Raw genomic sequence first — 24,619 nt, forward strand, 5'->3', positions numbered from 1 at the left:
TTTTAATTACATAAAGAATAAAAGTGTGATCTCGCTTCATCAAATATTCAATTTTTCATTTAATAAAATGAATTTGCATAAATTTGACAATAATTTGTAAGCGTTTGAATTATTCCATCAATGCTGATAGAAATAGCCGCCTAACTGATACGTGAAAATAAAAAAACACGTTCAGAAGTCAATTTTAACTTTTATATCTTCGGACTTATTAATGGAAACCAGCAAGAGCAGAAATAAAACCAAACCGAGGAATATACATAGTTCAAAGAATGTATTTCCTATCGACATCCGTTCATTAGGAAGACCATTAAACGCTGCACAGCAGTCTTTATCTCCCTATATTAATCAATCCGTGAAAGTTCTGGAACAAACGCTTAACAACATGACACGAAGGACGGATTGCCAGGTAAAACTTCTCAGTTATGGCCTGGAGGTCAGCTATCAAGAAATAAAAGATAGAGAACCTATTTGTTTTACCCATAATAAATACAACGGCCAATGCCTAGTCAGTATTTCACAATCACTGATCCACCTTATTGCTGAAGCTTTCTATGGGGGAACCCCGACATTTTGTCATCAGGAAGCGGCCAATAGTAATACCAGCGACCTCCCTGATACGGATATTGATGCTGCGGTTGGTCATTCCGGCATTCATTCCTATTCAACGGTATTAAACCAGCCGATGAATGCCAGCGAAAAACGTGTCCAAGCGAGGCTTGCCGCCACCTTACTCAATGAAGTCAGTCACCAGTGGCAAGTTTCAGCCGAACAACCAACGTTTACCAACGGTGTACTCCATGCCAAGTTCGCTATCCAGATTGAAGATAGCTACGGCGAGATCCACTTACACCTCGATGATGATCTGTTGCTGCAACTGACAGCCGAAGATGTCGTCACCAAGTCTGATCCGGCACTTGTTGATAGCTTGAGGGAAGCACACCTCAAGCAGGTACCTTTGCGCCTCGGTGCCGTCCTCAGCCGCCAGACCCTGACACTCGATCAAGTCGTCAACTTAAAGGTTGGCGACATTATCTCAACCGAAATCCAAGAAGTTGTCGATGTCCATGCCGGCACGCTGCCGCTGTATCAAGCCCATGTTGTAGAGCGCAACGGCCACCTTGTGCTGCAAGTTATCGATAACATTACTCCTCAGGAGCGAAACTGATCATGAACGAACAAAATATCCAACACCTTCTTGATGGCGATCTGAATATCGACGCTGATGTCGCCGATATCTTTGAATCGCCAGCCGCTTCCGACAGCCTGGATGCGGTAAACACGACCGCTCAGGCACCGCGTGATCTAGGTTTTTTCCGTCAAATCCCGGTAACGGTGACGCTTGAGGTTGCCAGCACAGACATTGCCTTGGGTGAACTGCTGACTGTCGGGCCAAACTCGGTGATTGAACTCGACAAACTCAATGGTGAACCGCTTGATGTCAAAGTGAACGGCCGCCTGCTGGGTCATGCCGAAGTCGTTGTGGTTAATGACAAATATGGCCTGCGTCTTACCGACATTGCCGAAGATGCTTTGCATGACGTCACTGCATAAACGCTACATCCCGACCTGGCTAAAAGTGCTTCCCCTTGTGGCGCTGCTGCTTGGCTTTTCCGGCCAGGCACTAGCCGATCAGGGGATCACTTTCATGTCCGTGTTAGACGGCGAAAGCAATCAGGAATACTCGGTTAAAGTTCAGATCCTGCTATTAATGACGGCACTGAGCTTTTTGCCGTCGATGCTGCTGATGATGACCAGCTTTACCCGCATCATTGTGGTATTGGCAATTCTTCGTCAGGCGCTGGGCTTGCAACAAAGTCCACCCAACCGGATCCTGATCGGCATCGGGCTCACCCTGACCATGCTGCTGATGAAACCGGTTTGGGACCCTATCTATAGTGATGCCTACGTGCCCTATGACAATGGCCAGATCACCCTGCAACAGGCTGTAGCCGAGGCAGAAAAACCGGTGCGGGCGTTCATGCTGGCCCAGACCTACGAAAACTCCCTGGAGCAAATGCTGCGTATTGCCGGTGATCCGCTCAATCTTAAGCCGGAAGAAATCAGCTTTGCGGTATTGATGCCTGCATTTGTGATCAGTGAACTAAGAACGGCTTTCCAGATCGGATTTATGCTGTTCATCCCGTTCCTGATCATCGATATCGTCGTCGCCAGTGTGCTGATGGCTATGGGTATGATGATGCTGTCACCGCTGATCATCTCGCTACCGTTCAAGCTAATGGTGTTTGTGATGGTTGACGGCTGGACCATGACGGTAGGTAGCCTGACGGCGAGTTTTGGAGGCTTATAATGGGAGTAGATGCAACCGCAAACCTCTATGCCGATGCCATTTATATGATCATCTCCATGGTAGTTGTTTTGATAGGCCCAAGCTTGCTGGTTGGTCTGGTGGTAGCCGTCTTCCAGGCGACGACCCAAATCAATGAGCAAACCATGAGCTTCCTGCCGAGGCTGCTAAGTACGCTGTTGATGCTAATTTTCGCCGGCCCTTGGCTACTGCGCAACATCAGTGATTTTTTCACCACCCTTTTCCATACCATCGCCAATGTCGTTAGCTGACAGTCTGGTCACTTTGACCTTCGCCGAAATCACTGCAATGGCCGGCCAACTATGGTGGCCTTTTTTCCGTATTTCGGCGGCTTTCATGACCATGCCGTTTATCGGCAATGCGCATATCAACAATCGCACCCGGATACTGCTCGCCCTGTCGATCACCTTGTTATGTGCGCCATTGCTGCCGCCGATGCCTGCGGTTGACCCTATCTCGCTCAAGGCGCTGGTACTTGCCGGGGAGCAGCTGGCCATTGGCGCCCTGCTGGGAATGTGCCTGCATTTCTTGTTTGCCGCCATGGCCATGGTTGGCCAGATCATGTCGATGCAGATGGGCCTTGGTATGGCCATGATGAACGACCCGGCCAACGGGGTTACCGTTGCCCTTTTGGGCAGCTACTTTTTGATGTTCACCACCTTGCTGTTTCTTGCCCTCGATGGTCACCTGGTGGCGATTGATATCGTGGTCCAAAGCTTTGAACGTTACCCGGTCGGCAACGGCTTCGATCTGGTCTCCTTCGCCCGGTTGATTGATCTCTTCGGCTGGATGATGACCGCAGCGGTGACCATTGCCCTGCCGACCATTGCCGCCATGCTCACCGTCAACCTGACCTTCGGGGTGATGAACCGTGCCGCACCGTCGCTCAATGTCTTTGCCTTGGGCTTTCCGATGTCGATGATGCTCGGATTATGTGCCGTCTTGCTTTCAACATCGGGCCTGCCAGGCATTTATGCCGAGCTCAGCCACCAGATCCTGAGTGAGATGCGCCTGATGGGAGGAAGCTAGAATGTCACAGCAACAAAGCAGCCAGGACAAGAGTGAAAAGCCCAGCCCCCAGAAACTGCGCAAAGCCAAACGCGAAGGCCAGGTCGCCCGCTCCAAGGAATTTGTGGTCGGGGTACTGTTTATCACCATCGCCCTGTTCCTGTGGGCCTATGGCCATTTTCTGGCTGAACAGGCGGAAAAGCTGTTCACCATTAACTATCAGCTCAGTGCCGCCGAGCTCAGGGAGCCCGATATCATGGCCCGCAAGCTCGGCGAGAGTGTACTGTTGCTCGCTGGCATTTTTGTCCCCATGGCCATGGTGCTATTTATCATGACGGTGCTGGCCTCGATGATACCGGGCGGCTGGGTGATGTCGCTCAAACCTATCCAGCCCAAACTGAGCAAAATCAGTCCACTTGCAGGGCTCAAACGATTGTTTTCCATCAAGTCGCTGGTTGAGCTGGTTAAATCTATCCTCAAGATCACCCTGATTTCAGCGGTGCTGTATGTCCTGCTCGACAACAACCTCAGCACCTTGATCGCCGCCCAGCGGGCGCCATTTGAAATCGGCATGGGGATCACCCTCAGCCACATTATCAAGGCCCTGATTTACTTCGGCATCGTGGTACTGCTGATTGGTTTTATCGATATGCCCTACCAGCTGTGGAACCACATCAAAGAGCTGAAGATGACCAAACAGGAAGTGAAAGACGAACACAAGAACACCGAAGGCCGGCCGGAGGTCAAACAGCGTATCCGTCAGATCCAACAGCAGATATCGCGCCGCCGGATCGATAACTCAGTGCCGACTGCCGATGTCATCCTGACCAACCCGACCCACTATGCTGTCGCCCTGAAATATGACCTCAGCCGTGCCGGGGCCCCGTTTGTGGTCGCAAAAGGTGAAGACGAGATGGCTTTTCGTATCAAGGCAATTGCCGAGCAGCACAATATAGAAGTGATGAACCTACCGCCGCTGACCCGGGCTATCTATTTCAACACCCGGGTCGATCAGGAGATCCCTGGGCCACTGTTCGTCGCCGTGGCTCATGTGCTGACCTATGTCATGCAGCTGAAGGCCTATAAAGAAGGGAAGAACGACAAACCTCAGCCATTGCCGAGCTTTGCCATTCCCAAGCATCTGAAAACAGAAACTAAATAACAGAACCCATACCAACAACAAGCAACGTCAACTTTGAGCTAGAAGTCCTATGAAAGCGAAACTGCAACAACTGTTTCCGAGCCTGACCAGCAGCTACTTGGGGATCCCCATTTTGCTGCTGGCGATCCTGGCTATGGTCATTTTACCCCTGCCGCCATGGCTGCTCGATGCCCTGTTCATCTTCAATATCGTACTGGCAGTCATTGTGTTGCTGGTTGCGGTATCCAGTAAACGGCCGCTCGACTTTTCGGTCTTCCCGACCATCTTGCTCGTTGCCACCCTGATGCGCCTGACCCTCAATGTTGCCTCGACCCGGGTGGTCTTGCTCAATGGCCACCTCGGCGGAGATGCCGCCGGTAAGGTGATCCAGGCCTTCGGTGACGTGGTTGTCGGTGGTAACTATTTCGTCGGTATCGTGGTGTTTGTCATCCTGATGATCATCAACTTCGTGGTGATCACCAAAGGGGGCGAGCGTATCTCCGAAGTGTCGGCCCGCTTTACCCTCGATGCCCTACCGGGTAAACAGATGGCTATTGATGCCGACTTGAACGCTGGCCTGATTGACCAAAACCAAGCCCGTACCCGCCGCGACGAAGTGGCCCGTGAAGCAGACTTCTATGGCTCGATGGACGGTGCTTCGAAGTTTGTCCGCGGCGATGCCATAGCAGGCTTGATGATTTTGGTCATCAATATCTTAGGCGGTATCACTATCGGTATGGTGCAGCACGATCTGGCTGCCAGCGAAGCCTTCCAGCGCTTCGCCCTGCTCACTATTGGTGATGGCCTGGTCGCCCAGATCCCGTCACTGCTACTGGCCACCGCTGCCGCAATTATCGTCACCCGAGTCAACGACAGTGGCGATATCTCGGTAGACGTGCATCGCCAGATGCTGGCGTCTCCAGCGACCTTGTTTACCGCCTCGGCCATCATGCTGATCATCGGTTTGGTGCCGGGCATGCCGCACCTTGCTTTCTTTGCCTTTGCGGCCGTCCTTGCCTATGCCGGTTGGAAACAAAGGAAAATAGACAGCGATCCCGAGCCACTGGCCCAGGCCGAAGCCGTTGCCGAAGCAATTGCCCAGGACAATACGCCAACCCTTGGCTGGAACGATGTGCCGGCAGTGAACCCGATAGCCCTGGAGCTGGGTTACCGCTTGGTGAACTTGGTTGACAAAAACCAAGGCGAGCCACTGGCCCAACGCATTCGCGGGGTGAGGAAAACCATTACCGAGCAGGTGGGCTTTTTGATCCCGGAAATTGCGATCCGTGACAACCTCAAACTCAAGCCAACCCAGTATTCGCTGTTGCTCCACGGCGAAGTGATTGCCCAAGGGGATATCGACCCCGAACGTTTGATGGCTCTAGCCGTCGGTGAAGTCTATGGCCAACTCGATGGCGTACTTGGCAAAGATCCGGCCTATAACCTCGATGCGGTGTGGATTGAACCAGCCAACAAACCCCAGGCACTTAACCAGGGCTATTCAGTGGTTGACGGGGCAACTGTGATTGCCACCCACCTTAGCAAAATCATCAAGGAACACCTGGCTGAGCTTTTCTGCCATGATGATGTCGAGCACTTGATGGAACGCCTCAGCGGCTCGGCGCCCAAGCTGATGGAGGCGCTCACCGCCCAACTCAACCACCAGCAGCAAATGCGAGTTTTCCGTCAGCTACTGGTCGATCAGGTGCCAATCAAAGATATCGGTAATATCGCCTCGATTATGGTAGAAAGCAGCGAAGTCACCAAAGATCCTATCCTGATCGCCGCCGATGTCCGCTGCGGCATCAAACGCTCCCTGACCAATAGCCTGGTCGGCTCTAGCAAGGATTTCAACATTTACACCTTGAGTGACAACCTCGAGAAGATGCTGCTAACTTCGCTGAGCAAGTCCCAGCAAAGTGGCGGTCAAACGGCATTGGATAGCTTCCCCGTCGAGCCTACGCTGCTGGCCCAGTTGCAGCAGAATATGCCGGCGGTCAAAGAGCAGCTCAAGCAAAACGGTTTCAAGCCAATCCTGCTGGTGACTCCGCAATTAAGACCGCTGCTGGCGCGCTATGCCCGGACATTTGCCAAAGGTCTGGTGGTGCTTTCTTATAACGAAATCCCCGAAGACAAGAACATCAATGTGCTAGGCCACTTGGGTTAAAAAGTCTTCGAACTATATTTGCCGCTTTTCTTTCCGGGCTAGTGCCTATCGGGTGTCTGGCTCGGAGAGAAAGCAAAGGGGGAGAGAAAATGAAGGATAAAGAAAGAACATTTTCCCCTTTGCCAAGACCGCAAAATGAAGTTACAGAAACAAAAAAGTAACACCACATTTTACCTTACCCATCAATAACTTCAGACATACAGCAAGTTAACCCAATAACATCCCCGTAAACATTGACCAATCTCGTGACATATCTATCCGTATTTATCGCTTTACCCGTGATAAAATTATGGTATAAATCCAACGCAAACGATTGCGCAACTCATAAAGCCTGCTTGCGCGATATATACAAAGTTACCAAATGCGAGGTTATGGTCGTCCATGAAAAGTGATATTGAAATTTGCCGTGATACATCGCTCACTCCGATTGATCTCATCGCTCAGCAGGCTGGCCTGCTTCCTGAAGATCTGACTCCGCAAGGCACATTAAAAGCCAAGGTTAAACCTTCTGTCCTCAAGCGCTTGGCTGACAAGGAAGAAGGTAAACTGGTTGTCGTTACTGCAATCACCCCAACCCCACTGGGTGAAGGCAAAACCGTGACCACTATCGGTCTTGCCCAAGGCCTGGCCAAAATCAACCAGTCGGTGATGGCATGTATTCGCCAGCCGTCGATGGGCCCGGTGTTTGGTGTTAAAGGCGGTGCTGCCGGTGGCGGTTACAGCCAGGTCGCACCAATGGAAAAACTGAACCTGCACCTGACCGGCGATATCCACGCCGTGACGGCAGCCCATAACCTTGCCGCAGCCGCTATCGACGCCCGTGTTTACCATGAAGAGCGCCACGGCTACGAAGGCTTTACCGAAAAAACCGGCATGCCTGCCCTGCGCATTGATATGGACCGCATTGTCTGGCGCCGTGTCATGGATCACAATGACCGTGCCCTTCGCATGATCACTGTCGGCAAAAACCAGCCAGGCAAAACTATCAACGGCCTTGAGCGCGAAGATGGCTTTGATATCTCGGCGGCTTCTGAGCTGATGGCTATCCTTGCGCTGTCAAAAGATCTGGCTGACATGCGCCAGCGAATCGGCCGTGTCGTCTTGGCCTACGATCTGGATGGCAAACCAGTAACGGCAGAAGATCTGCAAGTTGCCGGGGCAATGGCCGTGACCATGGTTGAAGCCATCGAGCCGACCATGATGCAAACACTGGAAGGGGTACCGACCCTGATCCACGCTGGTCCATTTGCCAATATCGCCCACGGCAACTCGTCAATCATTGCCGACCGTATCGCCCTGAAGCTGGCAGACTACACCATCACCGAAGGGGGCTTCGGCTCTGATATGGGCTTCGAGAAAGCCTGTAATATCAAAGCCCAGCAAGCGGGTCGCGGTCCAGATTGTGCAGTTGTCGTTGCTACCCTGCGCGGCCTGAAAGCCAACTCAGGCCTGTATGACCTACGTCCGGGTCAGGCACTGCCGCAGGCTATCTTCGAAGAAGACGAGAAAGCACTGGCTGCCGGTTTTGATAACCTGAAATGGCATATCAACAATGCAGCCAAATACGGTGTACCGGTTGTGGTGGCAATCAACCGCTTCCCGCAGGACACAGACGCTGAACTGGCCCAGCTTAAAGCGATGGTCGAAGCCGAGCAGTTCGCCACCCATGTCGATGTGGCGATCAGCGAAGCCTTCGGTAAAGGCGGTGAAGGTGCAATTGAACTGGCCAAAGCGGTAACCCGTGCCTGTGAAACCCCAGCCAACTTCAAGCCGCTGTACGAACTGTCACAGACGCTGGAAGAAAAGCTGATGACCGTTGCCGAAGTGGGCTTCGGCTGCCGTGGTGTTGAGCTGTCAGAACTGGCCAAAGAGCAACTGGCGCAGTTCAAAGCACAAGGCTATGATAACCTTGCCCTGTGCATGGCAAAAACACCATTGTCCATCAGCCATGACCCAAGCCAGAAAGGCGCACCGAGCGACTTTGTCGTCCCGGTCCGCGAGCTGAAACTGTGTGCTGGTGCGGGCTTCGTTTATGCTCTATGTGGTAATGTGATGACCATGCCTGGCCTACCGGAAAAACCGGCTTACCTCGGCTTGGACATTGATGCCGACGGCAACATTGTGGGACTGAGCTAGCTACCCGCCCACTGGAAGATCAAACGTCAGAACTGGCTGGCGTTTGGTCCAGAATCGGCTATTTGTTGAGGTAATCATTGTCATGAAAGGTTCTCACCCATTGCGGCTGATACACCACCAGCAAAGTGATCGCCATACCGTTGATCAGGGCCTCGGGGAACAGTAGCAGTGGTGTCAGCACCAAGTAGTTGTCGACGATGTAGTGCCAGCTGTACAAGCCACTTAGCCACATCACCCCACCATTGAGCAGTTGGTGGGCAGCAATCGTTAACGCGCCGTTAAGAAAAGCCGCAGCAAAGATATACACAAAAAGGTGTCGGCTCAGGTAACGATAAGTCAGACGAAACAGGCAAAAACTCAACCAGGCAGGGAAAATGACCGAGACCACCATATAAATCCCAATATCCGCAGCGGGCAACAGGCCAAAGGCGGCAAGCAGCACGGTGGGGATAACACCGATTAAGGCCGCTATCCGCCAGCCATGACACAACGCCAACGTAGTCAAGGCCAAGAAATGTACCTGCAACCCATCCGCCAACCCCGCTTTGAGGCTCCAAAGCAGAAACAGCACCACCACACTGGCAAGAACCCAGTGCTGGTAGTCCTTTTCATGCCGAAACTTAGGCCAAAACTCGCGAGGAAAACGGACTACGAGTATTATCGCCGCCAATACCCATCCGGCCAGCTGTAGGCCACTGATCACACCAGACATCCCTGCTCCATTGCTTCAACTCCTACTGAAAATCCCTTCCCATCGCATAACACCAACGACGTGCTTCAAAACAATAATCCCCACCCTATTAGGCGCTAAATCCATGTGGTAACTAGGGATATGGTGGGATTAATTCGCCCAATCACAGTGGATTTGGATAGACTTTATACGATTAGTAATTTTTAACAAAAAAAAGTTAGCAAGACGTAACTAGATCAATTTTTTTTCGTTTTATCCTGTTAACCTCAATGCCAGCTCAATAAAAATTAAGGCCTATCATTATGGAAATGACTAACGCACAACGCCTGATCCTATCTAATCAATACTACCTGATGTCTAAGCTTACGCCAGAGAACGAAGCAAAATACCGTCGTCTACAAACAATTGTAGAGCGTGGTTACGGTCTGCAGATGCGTGAACTGGACAAAGAGTTTGGTGATCTGCCTGAAGAAAAATGCCGTGAAATCATTGATTTCATGGAGATGCACCATGCGATGCAAGAATCTTACAAAATGCTGTCTGAAGACAACCAGAAGCAAGTGGATCAGCGCCGTCTTAACTTCCTTGGCTTTGATGCTGCAACGGAAGCCCAGCATGTCCACTACGTGCGCTTCCTGACCGAAGAAGAAGGCCTGTACCCGCAGTTTGACAAATCAGAGCACATGTTCAATAGCCAGGTGCCGATGCTGGAAAAATACCAGCGTATGCTGCGTACATGGCGCAATTGCCCGCGTCAGTACCACTTGTCTGCCTCTGAGATCCAGCAGGTACTTAACGCCTAAGCTTCTCTCATTTTCTATCTCAAGCCGGAGCCTTTGCTCCGGCTTGTTGTATCTCGGTATTGACATCCCCTCTTGCATAGCAAAAATGTGAGCCCTGCCGATAAATGCTCACATCATGCGTCAACTTTGACCCTTTATCTTTATTAAGCATGGTAAAAGCGATAAACCACTAATAATTCAATTTATTAGCTGAGAATTCCGCTACTCTTGGCGACTTTTTACCTGTATACACATAAACACCCTGGTTAGCTGATCCGCAATGATGAAATTCTTTTATGCCGTCATATTCTTATTTTCTCTCTCAAGTTGGGCCAAGCCGACCGATCAGCTGATCATTCTGACCACGTTCACGGTCGAATCACTGCAGCCTCTCCTCAAGCAGTTCAAGCAGCAATACCCAGAGGTACACTTCACGATTCTCCATCGTCGCGAAACCTCAGGCCTGCGTTTGCTCAGCCATGAAGATCACGACATCGACATCGTCATTTCTTCTTCTCGCTCGCTGTTTACCCCACTGGTTGAAGAAGACCGCTTGCTGCCACTCAATGCGCTTAACTTTGATACAACCTTCCAGCAGCAGCGGTTTATGCAGGACTCCATCGCCAACGTTGCCATTTTTGGCTACTCCGGCTACGGCTTGATGTGGAACAAGGATTATCTCGCCAAACACAAACTCCCTTTACCCAATAAATGGGAAAGCCTTGCCGACCCTCGCTATTTCCGTCATTTAGTTATGAGCAGCCCGGCCCGCTCCGGCACCACCCATATCATGGTCGAGAACATCCTCCAGCATTACGGTTGGAAAAATGGCTGGAAGCTATTGCTGCAGATAGGCGGTAATCTGTCGTCGGTTTCCGCCCGTAGCTATGGTGCCAAAGACACTATTGCCCGTGGCTTGGCCGGAATTGGCCCCATCATCGATAGCTACGCCTACGAAAGCCAAAAACTGTTTCCATTTATCAACTTTACCTATCAGCCGAAAAGCCCGCTGATACCGAGCTATGTCGCTGCCGTCAAGAATATCAACCAAGCCCGGCGCAGTATCGAATTTATCGAGTTCCTGCTCTCCGAAGACATCCAGCAGAACCTCTTGGCCAGCTCGCTCAATAAATATGCCCTGAACCAGACCATGGCTCAGCCTTTCAAGATCACCGCTATTGATCACCAGTTGATGGAAGAGCGCTCGATCTTGGTCAAGCAACTCTTCGAGCAAACTATCAACCGCCAGCTGATCCGCTTGAATCAGGCATGGCAGCTGCTCCACAAGGTCAAGCAACTCAGCCACCTGACATCAGAAGAGCTCCGCCAGTACAACCTGGCTATCCGGCTTGCTTCGACACCGCCGCTCTCAGAGGCCCAGTCACGTAACCCCCAGCTACGCAACGCCATCACAATGTCGAGAACCGACATGTACACCGTACGTATGCTCAAAGAGTGGCGCACACTGATGAGCGAGCAACTCGATCAGGCCATCAGCATTTGTGAAAAGCTGCTGGAAAGTCATGAGCACAGGGGGATCAACTAATGCTGTTCGGCAATACCATTGGCAACCGCCTCATCGCCTCCATAGCATTCATGGCCTTTTTGACAATCAGCGTCAGCTTGGTCGCCATCATCAACTGGGAAAGTCTGGATGACCAAATCCAGGCCATGGTTGAAAAAAACATGCCGACCTTACGGGCGAGCTATCAGCTGGAGCGAAATACCGCAGGGTTACAGGCAGCCCTCAACCTGCTCAGCAACAATACCGATCCGGTGCTACACGCGGATCTGAAGCAGAACATCAACAACAAGCTGGCAAAAATCAATGCGGCCATTGCCCAAACCGCCAGCCTGAAGTTCCATGCCGCCATCAAGGCCGAGCACGACACCCTGTTCAATGACATCAAGCTCTATGCGGATCTGCTGTATCAGCGCAATACCCATCTTTATGTGCTGGCACAAACGGAAAACAACATCAAATGGCTGCACCAGGATATGATCGATGAGCTGACACCTATCCGGCAGGAGGTAGAGTGGCAGTTGACCCGCATGCTCCCCAATGCCCTGGTATCGAGCACCATCAATGAAGTCATGACCGAGTTTTCGCTACTTCAGGCCATTACGGTCAAAGAGAACGAGTTGCACCAGTTGGTGCAGGAAATTATCCTGCAGCGACAAGAAAGGGACATCAGCAACGCATTTTACTTCATTGGCTACAAAACCGAGGAAGTCAGCCAGATGAGCCAGAGCCTGAGCCATTACTCATCGACCGCTTCCTACCGCCAGTTACTCGATGAGTTGATCACCTTGGTCGAGCCGGGTGGGTTATTGGAAAAACAGCTGTTGCTTGATTACCAGCTCTACCAGCAGATCACCCACTACCAGGACAAAATCCAGGCCCAGCTGGCTTACCAGGAAGAGCTGATCCTGACCATGGTGGAACAGGAAGATGCCTCACTCAACATGTTGAATGAGAAGACCCGCCAGGCCATTTCCATCAGTAACCTGATTTTATTCGGCACCATGGTGATCACGCTGTTTTTGTCGGTCATGCTGTCGATTTACCTAGTCGGTAAAGGCATCGTCAAACGCTTGAACCTGTTGTCACAAGACTTATTGGCCGTGGCCAACAACCAACATGATGCCAAAATCCAAGTCACCGGTAATGACGAGATAGGCCAGCTGGGTGACAACCTACGCCAATTCTGCCGCCAGATGCAGGAAATGCAGCAGAGCAACGCCCTGAACCTGATCAACAACACCCAGGCCAGTATTATTACCTGCAACCTCGAGGGCAGGATCGAGTCGGTTAACCCCAGCGCGCTGAACCTGTTCGACAATATCGAGGTGCCGCACAACAGGGCGATCTGGGAGCTGTTCAGCCCGACCATGCACGCTCGGCTGCAGTCCCTGTTCAGTGAAAGCAGCCCGTTGTTCAGCCTCGGCGGCTGTAACCTGACGCTAAAGCAGAAGAAAATTGACCAGGAAAACCTCTACCTGCGGCTAGACTTCCGCCTGTTCCAGCAAGGACAGAAGGATAAGGTGATCATCACCATGACCGACATCACCGAGCAGGAGAAAGCAGCCCGCTGGCTAGAGAAAATGGTCCGGGAAAAAACCCACTCCCTCACCAGCCGAAACCGCCAGTTGAAATTGGAGATCGAAGATCGAAAACGGGTAGAAGCCGACTTGCGAGCTACCCAAGATGAGCTGATCCAAGCAGCGAAAATGGCCGTGGTCGGCCAGACCATGACATCCCTTGCCCATGAGCTGAACCAACCGCTGTCGGCTATCTCGACCCATATCTTTACCGCCAAGCTGGCGCTGGATAAGCAACGGTTCGATCAGCTACCGGCCTCGCTAGACAAGGTAGAAAGCCTGGCATCCCGGATGGGGCGTATCATCGCCAGCCTGAAAAGCTTTTCCCGCAAACAGTCGTCAGAGAGCCCGATGAAACAAGTTGAGCTTCGCTCATCCATCCAGCATGCCATGATGATTGTAGAGAGCCGGGCCAAGGTTCAGCAAACGGAGATCCGCAACCTGCTAACCGAGCCACTGTACTGTCATGCCGATCAGGTGCAGTTGGAGCAGGTGCTGGTAAACCTGTTGGTCAACAGTTGTGATGCAGTCGCAGGCTGCGAGCAGCGCATCATTACTCTAGAAACCCTTGATAACCTTGAACTTGAATCCCTTGATAGCCAGGCTGGTCGATGTCGCCTGGCTGTCACTGACAGCGGCAACGGATTTGCCGCCGAAATCATCGAAAAACTATTTATCCCCTTTACCACAACAAAAGAGGTGGGACTTGGCCTTGGGCTGAGTATCTGCCGTTCAATAATGAACCGCTTTGATGGCGATATTTACCTCGCCTCAAACCTACAAGGCGGTGCCATGGTCGTGTTGGAGCTAAACAATTATGATAATGAATAATGATATTGAAGTACTCATCATCGATGATGACCATGATGTTTTGGAGTCATATCAACAACTTCTAGAAATGTCAGGCTATAAAGTCAAAGCCTTTACTGACCCAACAATGGCTACTTCCCTATTACACAAAAACTGGCCCGGAGTGGTTGTTACTGACATGTATATGCCGGGACTCAGCGGGATGGATCTGCTTGAATTCATCAAGAATCTCGATCCTGAGCTGCCCGTTATTATGATCACCGGCCACGGTGATATCCCGATGGCAGTCGATGCGGTCAGGCGCGGCGCACTCGATTTTCTGCAAAAACCACTACAACCTGCAGAGTTGCTGACGCTGCTTGAAAAACATCTGCCGGCCCGTAAATCAGTCATCGAACAGCGTGAAGCTATCGGGCAATCCACCAACGAAGTACTGTTGGGCGACAGCCCGCTTATCGTCAAGATCCGTGAAAAAATCACCCAAATCGCACTGACTTCCAAGGATGTGCTGGTCGAGGGCGAAAGTGGTACTGGTCGCCACACCGTGACCAAGTTACTGCACCAGCACAGCCAGCAGCACAAAGGACCATTTGTTGCCACCCAAGGTAGCAATATTACCTGCACTGCCGATCTACAGCGCGCGATGATTTCAGCCCGCAGCGGCAGCATCAGCCTGAACGAACCCCAGGCCATGCCCCTGGAAACCCAGCAATGGCTATGCCGTTTCCTGCTGGAGCAAGAACGCCAGAACAAAAAAGAAGTACGGGTGCTGGCGATTACCGGCGCTAACCCGGAAGCCTTGGTTGAGCATGAGGTATTGCTGCCAGAGCTGTTCTACTTCCTTAGCCAAGTGCGCTTCCAGCTTCCGCCTCTGCGCCAGCGGATCAGTGATATCGAGCCGTTGTTCAAATACTTCCTGAAGCAAAGCTGCCAGAAACTACACAAAGCCGTGCCGGCCATCGACAAAGCCTATATCAATACCCTGAACCGCCACGAGTGGAGCGGCAATGTATTGGAGTTGAAAAATGTGGCCGAACTATATGCCATTGGCATCGTGAAGTTGGCAGGGCAAGACAGAACCAAACCTTTGGAGCACATGAGCAGCCCGCTTGATGATCTGGTCGACAGCTATGAGAAACAGGTGATTGAAGATGCGCTGTATCTGTTTGCCGGCCGCATCAATGATGTGTCCAACTACCTGCAGATCCCACGCAAAAAACTGTATTTAAGAATGAAAAAGCACAACCTGGACAAGGCCGAGTACAAGGCCAAGGGATAATGCAGCCCCCGACCGCAAAAGCCCAGGACGGTGCCTGGGCTGAGTACCTCACTAGCGGGCGGGCAACACTGGCTAGAAGCCGTAGCGCAAGCCCAACATCAACTCGTCTTCGTCGTTGTCACCTTCTCCGCCTTCACCCTCATCGAGCAGGTTAAACTTGTAGCTGGCAAATAAAGCGACGCCGCCAATGTAGCGTGCGTATTCGACACCAATGAAATTAATATCCAGTGCAGCGATATCATCAGCCGAGAAATAGCTGTAGGTCAGATCCACGTTGTTGTCGTCAAACGCATAGCCAATATAGGTATCGACAGCATTGTAATCGGAGCCTTTGATACCCAGTTTTGAAATACTGCCACCTTGATACAAGGCCGCCAGATACAGGCCGTTATCATTGCTGTATTTTGCGCCGACGAAAACCGCATCGGAGGTATCGGTATCGGTTCCGTTGCCATAGGTTTCATCGCTCGAGGCATAACCGATGCCAAGTTCGACCCCGACAGGAAGACCGTAGGCCAAAACCGCACCATAGCCATCGCTTTGGGCACTTTCGCTGTCTGAGTTAAAATTACCGTCAATCTGGAAGGTTATTCCGTTGTCGGTGGCGATTTCATAGCGCAGGACATTTTTGGCCCGGTCAGCCGTGGCTACCGTATATTCATTGATATAGCCACTGAATGTTTCGGCTAGATCCGTCCAGTCGGTCAGGTAGGTAACCGCATTCGTCTGGTGGCCGTAGTAGAGATTGCCCCTGCTGGTCTCGATACCGGCATACAAGTATCGAGTGTTCCATTTGACATCGTCGCTCGAGCCGTCTTCCGCTTCTTTTATCTCGAACTCATACTTGCCAAAAAAAGACAGATCATTTGATACCACCTGGGTGCCGTCCACGCTCAATCGCACCCTGGAGGCATCCGCGTAGCTGCTGTCACCAGTATCTGGATCCTTGTTGGCGTCAGAAAAGTTGGCCCTGACCTCCGCTCGGCCGCCGACATTAAAGGTGGTTGCATCGTCCTGGTAGACCGTTGCGGCGGAGACCGCCGTGGTTGAAAATGCGCATGCCACTGCAATAGCGATATTGTTTTTGTTCATCCTGGATATCCTATCTTTGTCGTTCAGATAAAAATCTGCTGCTGAATCAAACTCCCGTTAGCAAAAAAACACTTGCCACTACTAACTTAGATGACAGGAAAAAAATTTACAAAATAACAACAATTTTCGGCAATAAATTTTTCATACTGGTATACCTAACCTTCCCTGGATGGTCTTGCCGATAAGGCGGAGGCGACATCTTTTGTCGGCGACGAAAGGGGTACGAGAGACAAAATAATACTTATTCGCCGACAAAAAATTCACACGCCTACGGTATGCTTGCAGCTAGACCGAACGGGCGTTTACAATGTGCCGAAACTCCACTGACCGGGTGATCCCAATGCCATACCAATGCCCCCTTTGCCACCAGCCGCTTTCCCAACAAGACAAAACGTGGAAATGTGCCAACAACCACCAGTTTGATCAGGCCAAGGAAGGGTATGTCAACTTAATGCCTGCTCACCATAAGAGTTCTAAGAACCCGGGGGATAACAAAGAGATGATGCAGGCGCGCCGCCTGTTTCTTGATGCCGGTCACTATGCCCCAATGCGCCAGATGGTCATTGACAAGCTTGAGCAGCACCTACCAGAAAATGCCGTTCATCTTTTGGATATTGGATGTGGTGAGGGTTACTACACGTCAGGCTTTGCTACCGCATTGACGGCGCATCCAGCCTTAGAGATACATGGGTTGGATATTTCAAAAGTTGCGGTACGCTACGCAGCAAAACGCTACCCGACCTGCCACTTCTGCGTGGCCTCGAGCCACCGCTTACCATTTAGTGACAGCTCCCTTGACGGTATGGTCCGTATCTATGCGCCCTGCAAAGCAGAAGAGCTAAAGCGCACCATAAAACTTGGTGGCATTATTGTTACCGTAACGCCAGCTGCTCGCCATTTATACCAACTTAAAGAGCTGATTTACGATGGTGTAAGATTGCATGATATGACCGCAGAGGAGATTGAAGGATTCGAGCTGATCGATCAAAGCCAACTTCACTTCGACATGACGCTCAATGGTGAAGAAGCAACGGCACTGATGCAAATGACCCCGTTTGCCTGGAAGACCAGCGACAGTGTTTGGCAGCAACTGGCACAGAGCAACCCGTTCCGCTGCGAAGCCGACTTTGCCATCCGGGTTTACCAACGCCAAGCCTAACCCTCCTTCCAACCAGGCAATACAACAAACAATAGTAGTTATCAATTGCAATTGATAACTACTATCAACTCATCTATCATCACAGCCTCTATACTTAAAGTTCTGTTTGCCGAGTATTTTTACCCGGCGTCAATTAACTCACTGTGATTTGATACCCATGAAGAAATGGCTTTCTCTCGGCCTTGCTAGCCTGATGCTAGGCTGCGCCTCGCACTCTGATGTTGCCGACACCACCGCAATCGAAGCGGCCCAACCACTGTCGACTATGTACGATTCGACTATCCTGTCACCACAGGGACAACCACTGACCCTGGCCCAACTGGCTACTGCGCTCAAAGACGCGGATATCGTCCTGGTCGGTGAGTGGCATGGCCACCCTGGTGCCCACTTGATGCAGGCTCATCTTTTTGCGGCCTTGTACCAGCAGAATCCGGATATGGCCTTGTCAATGGAACAGTTCACCCGCGACAAACAGCATGTCGTGAACCAATATCTGGCCGGTGAAATCGGTGAGAAAACCCTGATCAAAGAGGGAAAAGCCTGGCCAAACTACAGCAGTGATTACCGTCCGCTGGTTGAGTTTGCCAAAGCAAATCAATTAGATGTGATTGCAGCCAACGCACCGAAGTCCATCATTCGCTGTATTGGCCAGCAGGGTGAAGGCTATTTGGATCGGCTCCCGGCAACAGAACGCAAATGGGTCGCCGAGCAACTGACACTGGGTGATGATGCCTACCATGCCAAGTTCAACGCCTCGATGCACCACGGCGACGAGGAAAAAACCAAACGCCAGTTTGCTGCCCAAACCGCCTGGGATGACACCATGGCCGAAAGCATGGTGGATTACCTTGCCCTTCACCCCGGCAAGCAAATTATCCATGTCGCCGGTCGATTCCATGTCGCCGAAGGCCTAGGGACAGCATCACGGATCACTGCCCGTAATCCAAACCTGAAGGTCATGATGGTAACACCGGTCACGGAAAAAACGAATGTGGCTGAAGGTTCGCCTGACTATACCTTCGAGGTCATGCCGCTACCGACGGCCTATGTCGACAAAGACAAAATGAAAGCGGCGATGAAAGCCATTTACGGCAGAAATAAAGGAATAAAGTGTTATAAATAACAATTTATTCGCCTAGAAAGAACAGACCCCACCGGCGGCCAAGCTTGTGGGGTCGTAGGGAGAGATACAGCTAATATCTCAGCCAATATTATTTCGTACCCGACCTGACCCTTTCCTGAACGCCTACCGTCGACAACATGATCTAAAGCACAGTTTTTCATAGCGTTATTCTGTCAAAACAAAAGACATCTCTCCAACGGCGACAAAATAGCAATAAAGCGCAACTGACCATTTTTCAGCCTCCATTCGAACAAACTAACCGCGAGACAAACAGACAACTAATACCCATCACTGTCTATTGCAACTATTCCAGCATGATCGACCGCGCCATTGTTACACAACTGTTAAAACACTTATGTTAATTGCCCTCACAATGCGCTACAACAATATGCCAAGCAGTTATTTGATTCCTATAACTCGCATCGCAACAGGCTCAGCGTAAATAAAACAGGGAGTGTATGAGAATGGATTTAAAAAATAACTTTAAATACAGCAAGCTACTATCAGCTGTCTGCGTCGCCGCTTCGATGACCATGGCATCGACCTCCGCCATGGCTGCCGATGTTGCCAAAGTCGCCGTCTCACAGATTGTCGAGCACCCCGCTCTCGATGCGGCCCGCAATGGTCTGCTCGATGGCCTAAAGGAAAAAGGCTACGTCGAGGGTGAAAACCTAGAATTCAGCTATCAAACTGCTCAAGGCAACCCTGCCATTGCAGTCCAAATCGCCAAGCAGTTTGTGGGGGAGCGCCCTGACGTACTGGTAGGTATTGCAACCCCGACGGCACAGGCACTTGCCGCCTCGACCCGCTCTATCCCAGTCGTCTTCACCGCTGTCACCGATCCGGTTGGCGCCAAGCTGGTTAAGGACATGGACAAACCGGCCAGAAACGTCACCGGATTATCCGACCTGTCTCCTGTTGCCCAGCACGTCGCATTGATGCAAGAGCTGCTGCCTGAAATGAAAAGCATCGGTGTGGTCTTCAACCCGGGTGAAGCCAACGCGGTGGCCTTGGTTCAGCTGCTTCGGGCTGCCGCTGAAGAGAAAGGGCTGACTGTGGTTGAAGGGACCGCTCTGAAAAGTGCCGATGTCCAATCTGCCGCCCAGATTGTTGCTGCTAAAGCTGACGTGATTTATGCCCCAACCGATAACACTGTCGCCAGTGCCATTGACGGGCTGGTCAATGCCGGTAACCAAGCCAAAACCCCTATCGTCGGCGCATCAACAACCTACATCGAGAGCGGTGCTCTCGCTGCCCTTGGTTTTGACTACTACCAAGTCGGTGTCCAGACTGCCGATTATGTCGATGCTTTGCTAAAAGGTAAAAAAGTCGCTGAACTGCCAGTAAAAGTCGCCAAAGGTTCTGATCTCGCCCTTAACCAGAAGGCTGCAGACAAGCTGGGGATCACCTTCCCAAGCGCTGTTCTTGAGCGAGCGACGTCGATAGCAAAATAGTCAATTGTGGTTCTGTGGTTTGGAGATTGCAGTCACATCCCGGACCTTCAATCTCTGCGGCAACCCGCCATAGGGCCATAGTTCCAACCAAACGTCTTTCATTGCAAGGAGAATAAGGATGTCTTTCTTTGCCTTTCTCGGGACGCTCGAAATAGGGCTGGTCTATGGACTGGTCGCCCTCGGCGTCTATCTCACCTTCCGTATTCTGGACTTCCCCGACCTATCGGTCGATGGCAGTTTCCCGATGGGCGCAGCTGTCGCTGCGACAGCCATTATTGCTGGCTTCAACCCATGGGCGGCAACATTGCTGGCCATCGCTGCAGGCGGGTTATGCGGCTTGGTCACCGCCTTTCTTGCCGTGCGCTGCGGGATCCTCCACCTGCTGGCCAGTATTCTCACCATGATCGCGGCGTTCTCCATCAATATCCGTATCATGGGCAGCCCCAACCTTTCGCTGCTGGGTGAAGATACCCTATTTACCCCGTTCGAAATTCTCGCTTTCGACTACGGGCTGGATGAAAGCATCATGCGCTTAGCGGTAGTGCTGGCATTGGTGATCACCAGTGCGTGGTTTATCACCCGCCTGCTTGCCAGTGACTTTGGCCTTGGCTTGCGCGCAACAGGCGTCAACAGCCGCATGGTCAACGCCCAGGGCGGCAACACTGCGCTCTATACCTATTTCGGCCTAGCCCTATCCAACGGGTTTGTGGGTTTCGCCGGCGCCCTGTTTGCCCAGACCAACAGCTTTGCCGACGTGACCTCGGGGGTCGGGACCATAGTGGTTGGCCTAGCCGCGGTGATCCTCGGCCAGACCTTGCTACCCGGGCGTAAGATCTGGGTAGCGGTCATTGCCGTGATCCTTGGCTCTATCCTCTACCGCCTGGCTGTCGCCTTTGCCCTGAGCAGCGGCATGTTCGGCCTGCAGGCATCAGACCTCAACCTGATCACCGCCCTGCTGGTTGCCATCGCCCTGATCGCCCCGCGCATGAAAGGGCAGCTGAAGCGCAGCAAAAAGAAACCATCCGTCGCCACCAACAAGGCCAGTGCAAGGGGATAAGGCAAATATGATAGAACTTGATGATATCCGCGTAACCTTCAACGAAGGCACGATCTTGGAAAACCAAGCTCTGAAGGGCGTCTCCCTTACGGTACCGGAAAAACAGTTTGTCACCGTGATAGGCTCGAACGGGGCGGGTAAATCGACCTTGCTCGGCGCAGTCAGCGGCGAAACCCCGATGGTGGGGGGACAAGTGCTGATCGATAACATTGATGTCACCCAAAAGAGCGTCCATCAGCGCGCCCAGTATGCAGCCCGGGTGTTCCAAGACCCGCTGGCTGGCACCTGTGGCTCTCTGACTATCGAAGAGAACATGGCACTGGCTTACAAGCGCGGCAGTAACCGCAGCTGGAAGCTTGCCCTGTCTTCCCAGCGGCGCAAGCTATTCCAGGAGCGGATCAGTATTCTCGGCCTCGGCCTTGAAGACCGCCTTGGCGACAGTATCGGGTTGTTGTCTGGCGGCCAGCGCCAAGCCGTAAGCTTGGTCATGGCAACACTGGCTGACAGCAAGCTATTACTGCTCGATGAGCATACCGCCGCACTGGATCCCCGAATGGCAGCGTTTGTCCTGGCGCTGACCAACAAGGTTGTGCAGGAGTTCGATCTCACTGTCATGATGGTCACCCACTCGATGAAAGATGCCCTTGCCTATGGCGAGCGCACTGTCATGCTGCATCAAGGTGAGATCGTGCTTGATGTTGCCGGCGAGGAGCGTAACCAGATGGACGTCAAAGACTTGTTGGACATGTTCAGCAAGGTTCGCGGCGAAGAACTGGCAGACGATAGCCTGCTGCTGAACTAGCGCCGAAATTGCTATTCGCGACCGGCGGCAAATTAAAGTAAAATACTCATCGTGCCCAGCGTGTTCTGGGCCTTATTGATTTTTAGGAAAACGATGAAAAAAACATTTGCTTTAACTCACCCGAAGAAAGCGGTTCCACGCGTTGTCGAAGCTGTAAAGTTCGAGGTAAAGAAATACCTCAAGCGTGAACGTAACAAATCCCTGCCAGCAGGCGCTGACTACTGGGATTTCGACTGTAAATATGGTCACACCGAGCAGGAAGCAAAGGTTATCCACGTTAAAGAAATCAACAAGTGCATCGACGAAGCCGAATCACTGGCGCTGACGTCATTCTACTTGGAAATCTTGGCTAAGCCGGCTGTCCGCACCAAGCGCCAAGTTGAAGACGAAGAGTAATCGTCTAACAAAAAAAAGTAGCCTGCAGGCTACTTTTTTTGTATTTAAATCAACGGAACCAGTCAAAACCAGCGCTCCAACGAAGATTTATCGAGCTGCTTGAAGGCGCGGTTTAGCACTTGTGCCAGCTCTTTATAGCGCGGGCGGCTCTTCAGCGGCTGCAGCGTATACCCTTCACTGACAATCTTGTCATGGATCTCACGATACCAGCTCGCCAATGACGGCGGCAAGTCGGTACGGCTACGCCTGCCTAGCCACCATAGCCCTTGCAAAGGCATGCTCAAAGCAAACAGGGCAATGGTGATCGCCTGGGGCAAGGCATCGTAGTTATCAAAGGCCATCTGGCTCAATACACTCATTACCGCAACAGCAGGCATTACCCGCATCGCAAAACGTGTCGCTTTGATATAGCGCTGCTCGGGAAACAAAATAGCCAACTCTTTGCGCATTGGCCACGTAGCCATGTAGTCCTGGCCATGACGGAAAGCTTGCCAAATAGAATGTTGTTGACTCATAAACCACCAAACTTCAAAAAAAACCGTAAAAATTCAAAACCAGCGATAACAAACTTGATTCAAATTAATTTTTTCTAAAAATACTTTTGTTATATTGCACCACAATCGCTATCCTATGCACGCCTACATTTATTGTTGCCTGTAATCATCGTTCTGGCAACTGAAGGCGCTTCCAAGGATGGCCCAGAATCTGGGTTACACGATTCTATCCATGATACGGATGTAGCACGATTTTGACCCTGATTAGACCGGCTTGTCGAAAAGTCGTCTATCCTATGGGTAATTTTTATTTCAGTTGAATATCAACTTTCAGACAGATTATAGGTAGTCACTCATGTCTAAGCTGGTTTTAGTTCTTAACTGCGGTAGTTCTTCTCTTAAGTTCGCTGTTGTTGACGCGGTATCAGGTGAAGAGCACCTGACAGGTCTTGCAGAATGTCTGCACCTTCCAGAAGCACGTATCAAGTGGAAACTTGACGGCAAGCACGAAGCTCAACTGGGCGACGGCGCTGCTCACGAAGAAGCCCTAGCGTTCATGGTAGACACAATTCTTGCTTCTAAGCCTGAACTAGCTGAAAACCTAAAAGCTATCGGTCACCGTGTTGTACACGGCGGCGAGCAGTTCACTAAGTCTGCACTGATCTGTGACGATGTACTAAAAGGTATCGAAGACTGTGCAACACTTGCACCTCTTCACAACCCTGCTCACATCATCGGTATCAAAGCAGCTCAGAAGTCTTTCCCAGCACTTAAGAACGTTGCTGTATTTGACACTGCGTTCCACCAGACTATGCCTGAAGAAGCGTACCTATACGCACTTCCGTACAACCTATACAAAGAGCACGGTATCCGTCGCTACGGTATGCACGGTACTTCTCACCTATTCATCACTCGCGAAACTGCGAAACTGCTAGGTAAGAAAGAAGAAGAGCTAAACATCATTAACTGTCACCTAGGTAACGGTGCATCAGTTTGTGCAATCAAGAACGGTCAGTCTGTAGATACTTCTATGGGTCTAACTCCTCTTGAAGGTCTAGTAATGGGTACGCGTTGTGGTGACATCGACCCAGCTATCATCTTCCACCTGCACGACAACCTTGGCTACTCTGTTGAGAAAATCAACAACATGCTAACTAAAGAGTCTGGCCTAATGGGTCTGACTGAAGTGACTTCTGACTGTCGTTTCGTTGAAGACAACTACGGCGAGAAAGAAGAAGCAACACGTGCAATGGACGTGTTCTGCCACCGTCTAGCTAAGTACGTTGCTGGTTACACTGCTTCTCTAGAAGGCCGCCTAGACGCAATCACTTTCACTGGCGGTATCGGTGAAAACTCTGCTCCTATCCGTGAGATGGTTCTAAACCGCCTTGCTATCCTAGGTGTTGAAGTTGACAGTGAAGCTAACCTTAAAGCGCGTTTCGGCGGCGAAGGTGTGATCACTACTGAAAACAGCCGTGTTCCTGCAATGGTTGTTTCAACTAACGAAGAACTAGTTATCGCTGAAGATACAGCTCGTCTAGCTGAAATCTAATCGGTCGATACTGATTCCAACGGCTGGCCTAGGCCGGCCGTTTTTTCA

At 51.3% G+C, this 24,619-nt stretch carries 22 protein-coding genes; 19 read left to right on the forward strand and 3 right to left on the reverse strand.

What is annotated here, in order from left to right; genetic code table 11:
* The first annotated feature begins 382 nt into the window (after positions 1 to 382).
* From R2X38_RS17470 to R2X38_RS17505, 8 genes are all read left to right on the forward strand, one after another.
* A complete protein-coding gene (locus R2X38_RS17470) occupies positions 383 to 1,165 on the forward strand; it encodes a FliM/FliN family flagellar motor C-terminal domain-containing protein (RefSeq protein WP_317523609.1) in 783 nt (260 codons plus the stop codon).
* A gap of 2 nt (positions 1,166 to 1,167) precedes the next feature.
* Positions 1,168 to 1,551, forward strand: coding sequence for a flagellar motor switch protein FliN (gene fliN / locus R2X38_RS17475; RefSeq protein WP_317523610.1), 384 nt, complete (start codon positions 1,168 to 1,170; stop codon positions 1,549 to 1,551).
* On the forward strand, positions 1,535 to 2,308 hold the full coding sequence (fliP, locus tag R2X38_RS17480) for a flagellar type III secretion system pore protein FliP (protein WP_411185433.1): 774 nt from the start codon (positions 1,535 to 1,537) through the stop codon (positions 2,306 to 2,308). The genes fliN and fliP overlap by 17 nt, the downstream gene beginning before the upstream one ends.
* On the forward strand, positions 2,308 to 2,577 hold the full coding sequence (gene fliQ / locus R2X38_RS17485) for a flagellar biosynthesis protein FliQ (RefSeq protein ID WP_317523611.1): 270 nt from the start codon (positions 2,308 to 2,310) through the stop codon (positions 2,575 to 2,577). Before fliP ends, fliQ begins: the two co-directional genes overlap by 1 nt.
* Entirely contained in the window at positions 2,564 to 3,355 is a 792-nt protein-coding gene (gene fliR / locus R2X38_RS17490; protein WP_411185435.1) for a flagellar biosynthetic protein FliR, read from the forward strand. Before fliQ ends, fliR begins: the two co-directional genes overlap by 14 nt.
* A 1-nt stretch (position 3,356) precedes the next feature.
* The gene (gene flhB / locus R2X38_RS17495; RefSeq protein WP_317523612.1) at positions 3,357 to 4,496 is read left to right on the forward strand and encodes a flagellar biosynthesis protein FlhB; all 1,140 of its coding nucleotides are present in this window, start codon (positions 3,357 to 3,359) and stop codon (positions 4,494 to 4,496) included.
* A 49-nt stretch (positions 4,497 to 4,545) separates the two neighbouring features.
* The gene (gene flhA / locus R2X38_RS17500) at positions 4,546 to 6,642 is read left to right on the forward strand and encodes a flagellar biosynthesis protein FlhA (RefSeq protein ID WP_317523614.1); all 2,097 of its coding nucleotides are present in this window, start codon (positions 4,546 to 4,548) and stop codon (positions 6,640 to 6,642) included.
* A 381-nt stretch (positions 6,643 to 7,023) separates the two neighbouring features.
* Positions 7,024 to 8,778 (forward strand): formate--tetrahydrofolate ligase, encoded by a 1,755-nt coding sequence (locus R2X38_RS17505; RefSeq protein WP_317523615.1) that lies wholly within the window; start codon positions 7,024 to 7,026, stop codon positions 8,776 to 8,778.
* A gap of 58 nt (positions 8,779 to 8,836) precedes the next feature.
* Here the strand turns inward: R2X38_RS17505 and R2X38_RS17510 are convergent, their stop codons facing one another.
* Entirely contained in the window at positions 8,837 to 9,490 is a 654-nt protein-coding gene (locus R2X38_RS17510) for an energy-coupling factor ABC transporter permease (protein ID WP_317523616.1), read from the reverse strand.
* A gap of 281 nt (positions 9,491 to 9,771) precedes the next feature.
* Here R2X38_RS17510 and R2X38_RS17515 point away from each other — a divergent pair, with 281 nt between their 5' ends.
* The 4 genes from R2X38_RS17515 to R2X38_RS17530 all read left to right on the forward strand — a co-directional run bounded on the left by R2X38_RS17515 (position 9,772) and on the right by R2X38_RS17530 (position 15,442).
* Positions 9,772 to 10,272 carry a YfbU family protein gene (locus tag R2X38_RS17515; protein WP_317523617.1) on the forward strand — a complete coding sequence of 167 codons (501 nt, stop codon included), beginning with the start codon at positions 9,772 to 9,774 and terminating at the stop codon, positions 10,270 to 10,272.
* A gap of 259 nt (positions 10,273 to 10,531) precedes the next feature.
* The gene (locus R2X38_RS17520; RefSeq protein ID WP_317523618.1) at positions 10,532 to 11,797 is read left to right on the forward strand and encodes an ABC transporter substrate-binding protein; all 1,266 of its coding nucleotides are present in this window, start codon (positions 10,532 to 10,534) and stop codon (positions 11,795 to 11,797) included.
* A complete protein-coding gene (locus tag R2X38_RS17525) occupies positions 11,797 to 14,184 on the forward strand; it encodes an ATP-binding protein (RefSeq protein ID WP_317523620.1) in 2,388 nt (795 codons plus the stop codon). Before R2X38_RS17520 ends, R2X38_RS17525 begins: the two co-directional genes overlap by 1 nt.
* Complete coding sequence (locus tag R2X38_RS17530; RefSeq protein WP_317523621.1) at positions 14,171 to 15,442, forward strand: sigma-54 dependent transcriptional regulator; 1,272 nt, start codon at positions 14,171 to 14,173, stop codon at positions 15,440 to 15,442. Before R2X38_RS17525 ends, R2X38_RS17530 begins: the two co-directional genes overlap by 14 nt.
* A 72-nt stretch (positions 15,443 to 15,514) precedes the next feature.
* Here R2X38_RS17530 and R2X38_RS17535 read toward each other — a convergent pair whose 3' ends face one another.
* Entirely contained in the window at positions 15,515 to 16,534 is a 1,020-nt protein-coding gene (locus R2X38_RS17535; protein WP_317523622.1) for a porin, read from the reverse strand.
* A 340-nt stretch (positions 16,535 to 16,874) separates the two neighbouring features.
* Between R2X38_RS17535 and rlmA the strand changes: the two genes are divergently transcribed.
* From rlmA to R2X38_RS17565, 6 genes are all read left to right on the forward strand, one after another.
* Positions 16,875 to 17,693 carry a 23S rRNA (guanine(745)-N(1))-methyltransferase gene (gene rlmA / locus R2X38_RS17540; RefSeq protein ID WP_317523652.1) on the forward strand — a complete coding sequence of 273 codons (819 nt, stop codon included), beginning with the start codon at positions 16,875 to 16,877 and terminating at the stop codon, positions 17,691 to 17,693.
* A gap of 157 nt (positions 17,694 to 17,850) precedes the next feature.
* Positions 17,851 to 18,816 (forward strand): ChaN family lipoprotein, encoded by a 966-nt coding sequence (locus R2X38_RS17545; RefSeq protein WP_317523623.1) that lies wholly within the window; start codon positions 17,851 to 17,853, stop codon positions 18,814 to 18,816.
* Positions 18,817 to 19,343: 527 nt separating this feature from the next.
* The gene (locus R2X38_RS17550) at positions 19,344 to 20,270 is read left to right on the forward strand and encodes an ABC transporter substrate-binding protein (protein WP_411185448.1); all 927 of its coding nucleotides are present in this window, start codon (positions 19,344 to 19,346) and stop codon (positions 20,268 to 20,270) included.
* Positions 20,271 to 20,388: 118 nt separating this feature from the next.
* Complete coding sequence (locus tag R2X38_RS17555; protein ID WP_317523626.1) at positions 20,389 to 21,327, forward strand: ABC transporter permease; 939 nt, start codon at positions 20,389 to 20,391, stop codon at positions 21,325 to 21,327.
* Between the two features lie 7 nt (positions 21,328 to 21,334).
* Complete coding sequence (locus tag R2X38_RS17560) at positions 21,335 to 22,129, forward strand: ABC transporter ATP-binding protein (RefSeq protein WP_317523627.1); 795 nt, start codon at positions 21,335 to 21,337, stop codon at positions 22,127 to 22,129.
* A 93-nt stretch (positions 22,130 to 22,222) separates the two neighbouring features.
* The gene (locus R2X38_RS17565) at positions 22,223 to 22,525 is read left to right on the forward strand and encodes a DUF6172 family protein (protein ID WP_187462352.1); all 303 of its coding nucleotides are present in this window, start codon (positions 22,223 to 22,225) and stop codon (positions 22,523 to 22,525) included.
* A gap of 62 nt (positions 22,526 to 22,587) precedes the next feature.
* Here the strand turns inward: R2X38_RS17565 and yfbV are convergent, their stop codons facing one another.
* Positions 22,588 to 23,040 (reverse strand): terminus macrodomain insulation protein YfbV, encoded by a 453-nt coding sequence (gene yfbV / locus R2X38_RS17570; protein WP_317523628.1) that lies wholly within the window; start codon positions 23,038 to 23,040, stop codon positions 22,588 to 22,590.
* A gap of 334 nt (positions 23,041 to 23,374) precedes the next feature.
* Here yfbV and R2X38_RS17575 point away from each other — a divergent pair, with 334 nt between their 5' ends.
* Positions 23,375 to 24,571, forward strand: coding sequence for an acetate kinase (locus R2X38_RS17575; RefSeq protein WP_317523629.1), 1,197 nt, complete (start codon positions 23,375 to 23,377; stop codon positions 24,569 to 24,571).
* The last annotated feature ends 48 nt before the right edge of the window (positions 24,572 to 24,619 follow it).

The sequence above is a fragment of the Photobacterium rosenbergii genome (genome assembly GCF_033022775.1).
GTDB classification, from domain to species: Bacteria; Pseudomonadota; Gammaproteobacteria; order Enterobacterales; family Vibrionaceae; genus Photobacterium; species Photobacterium rosenbergii_A.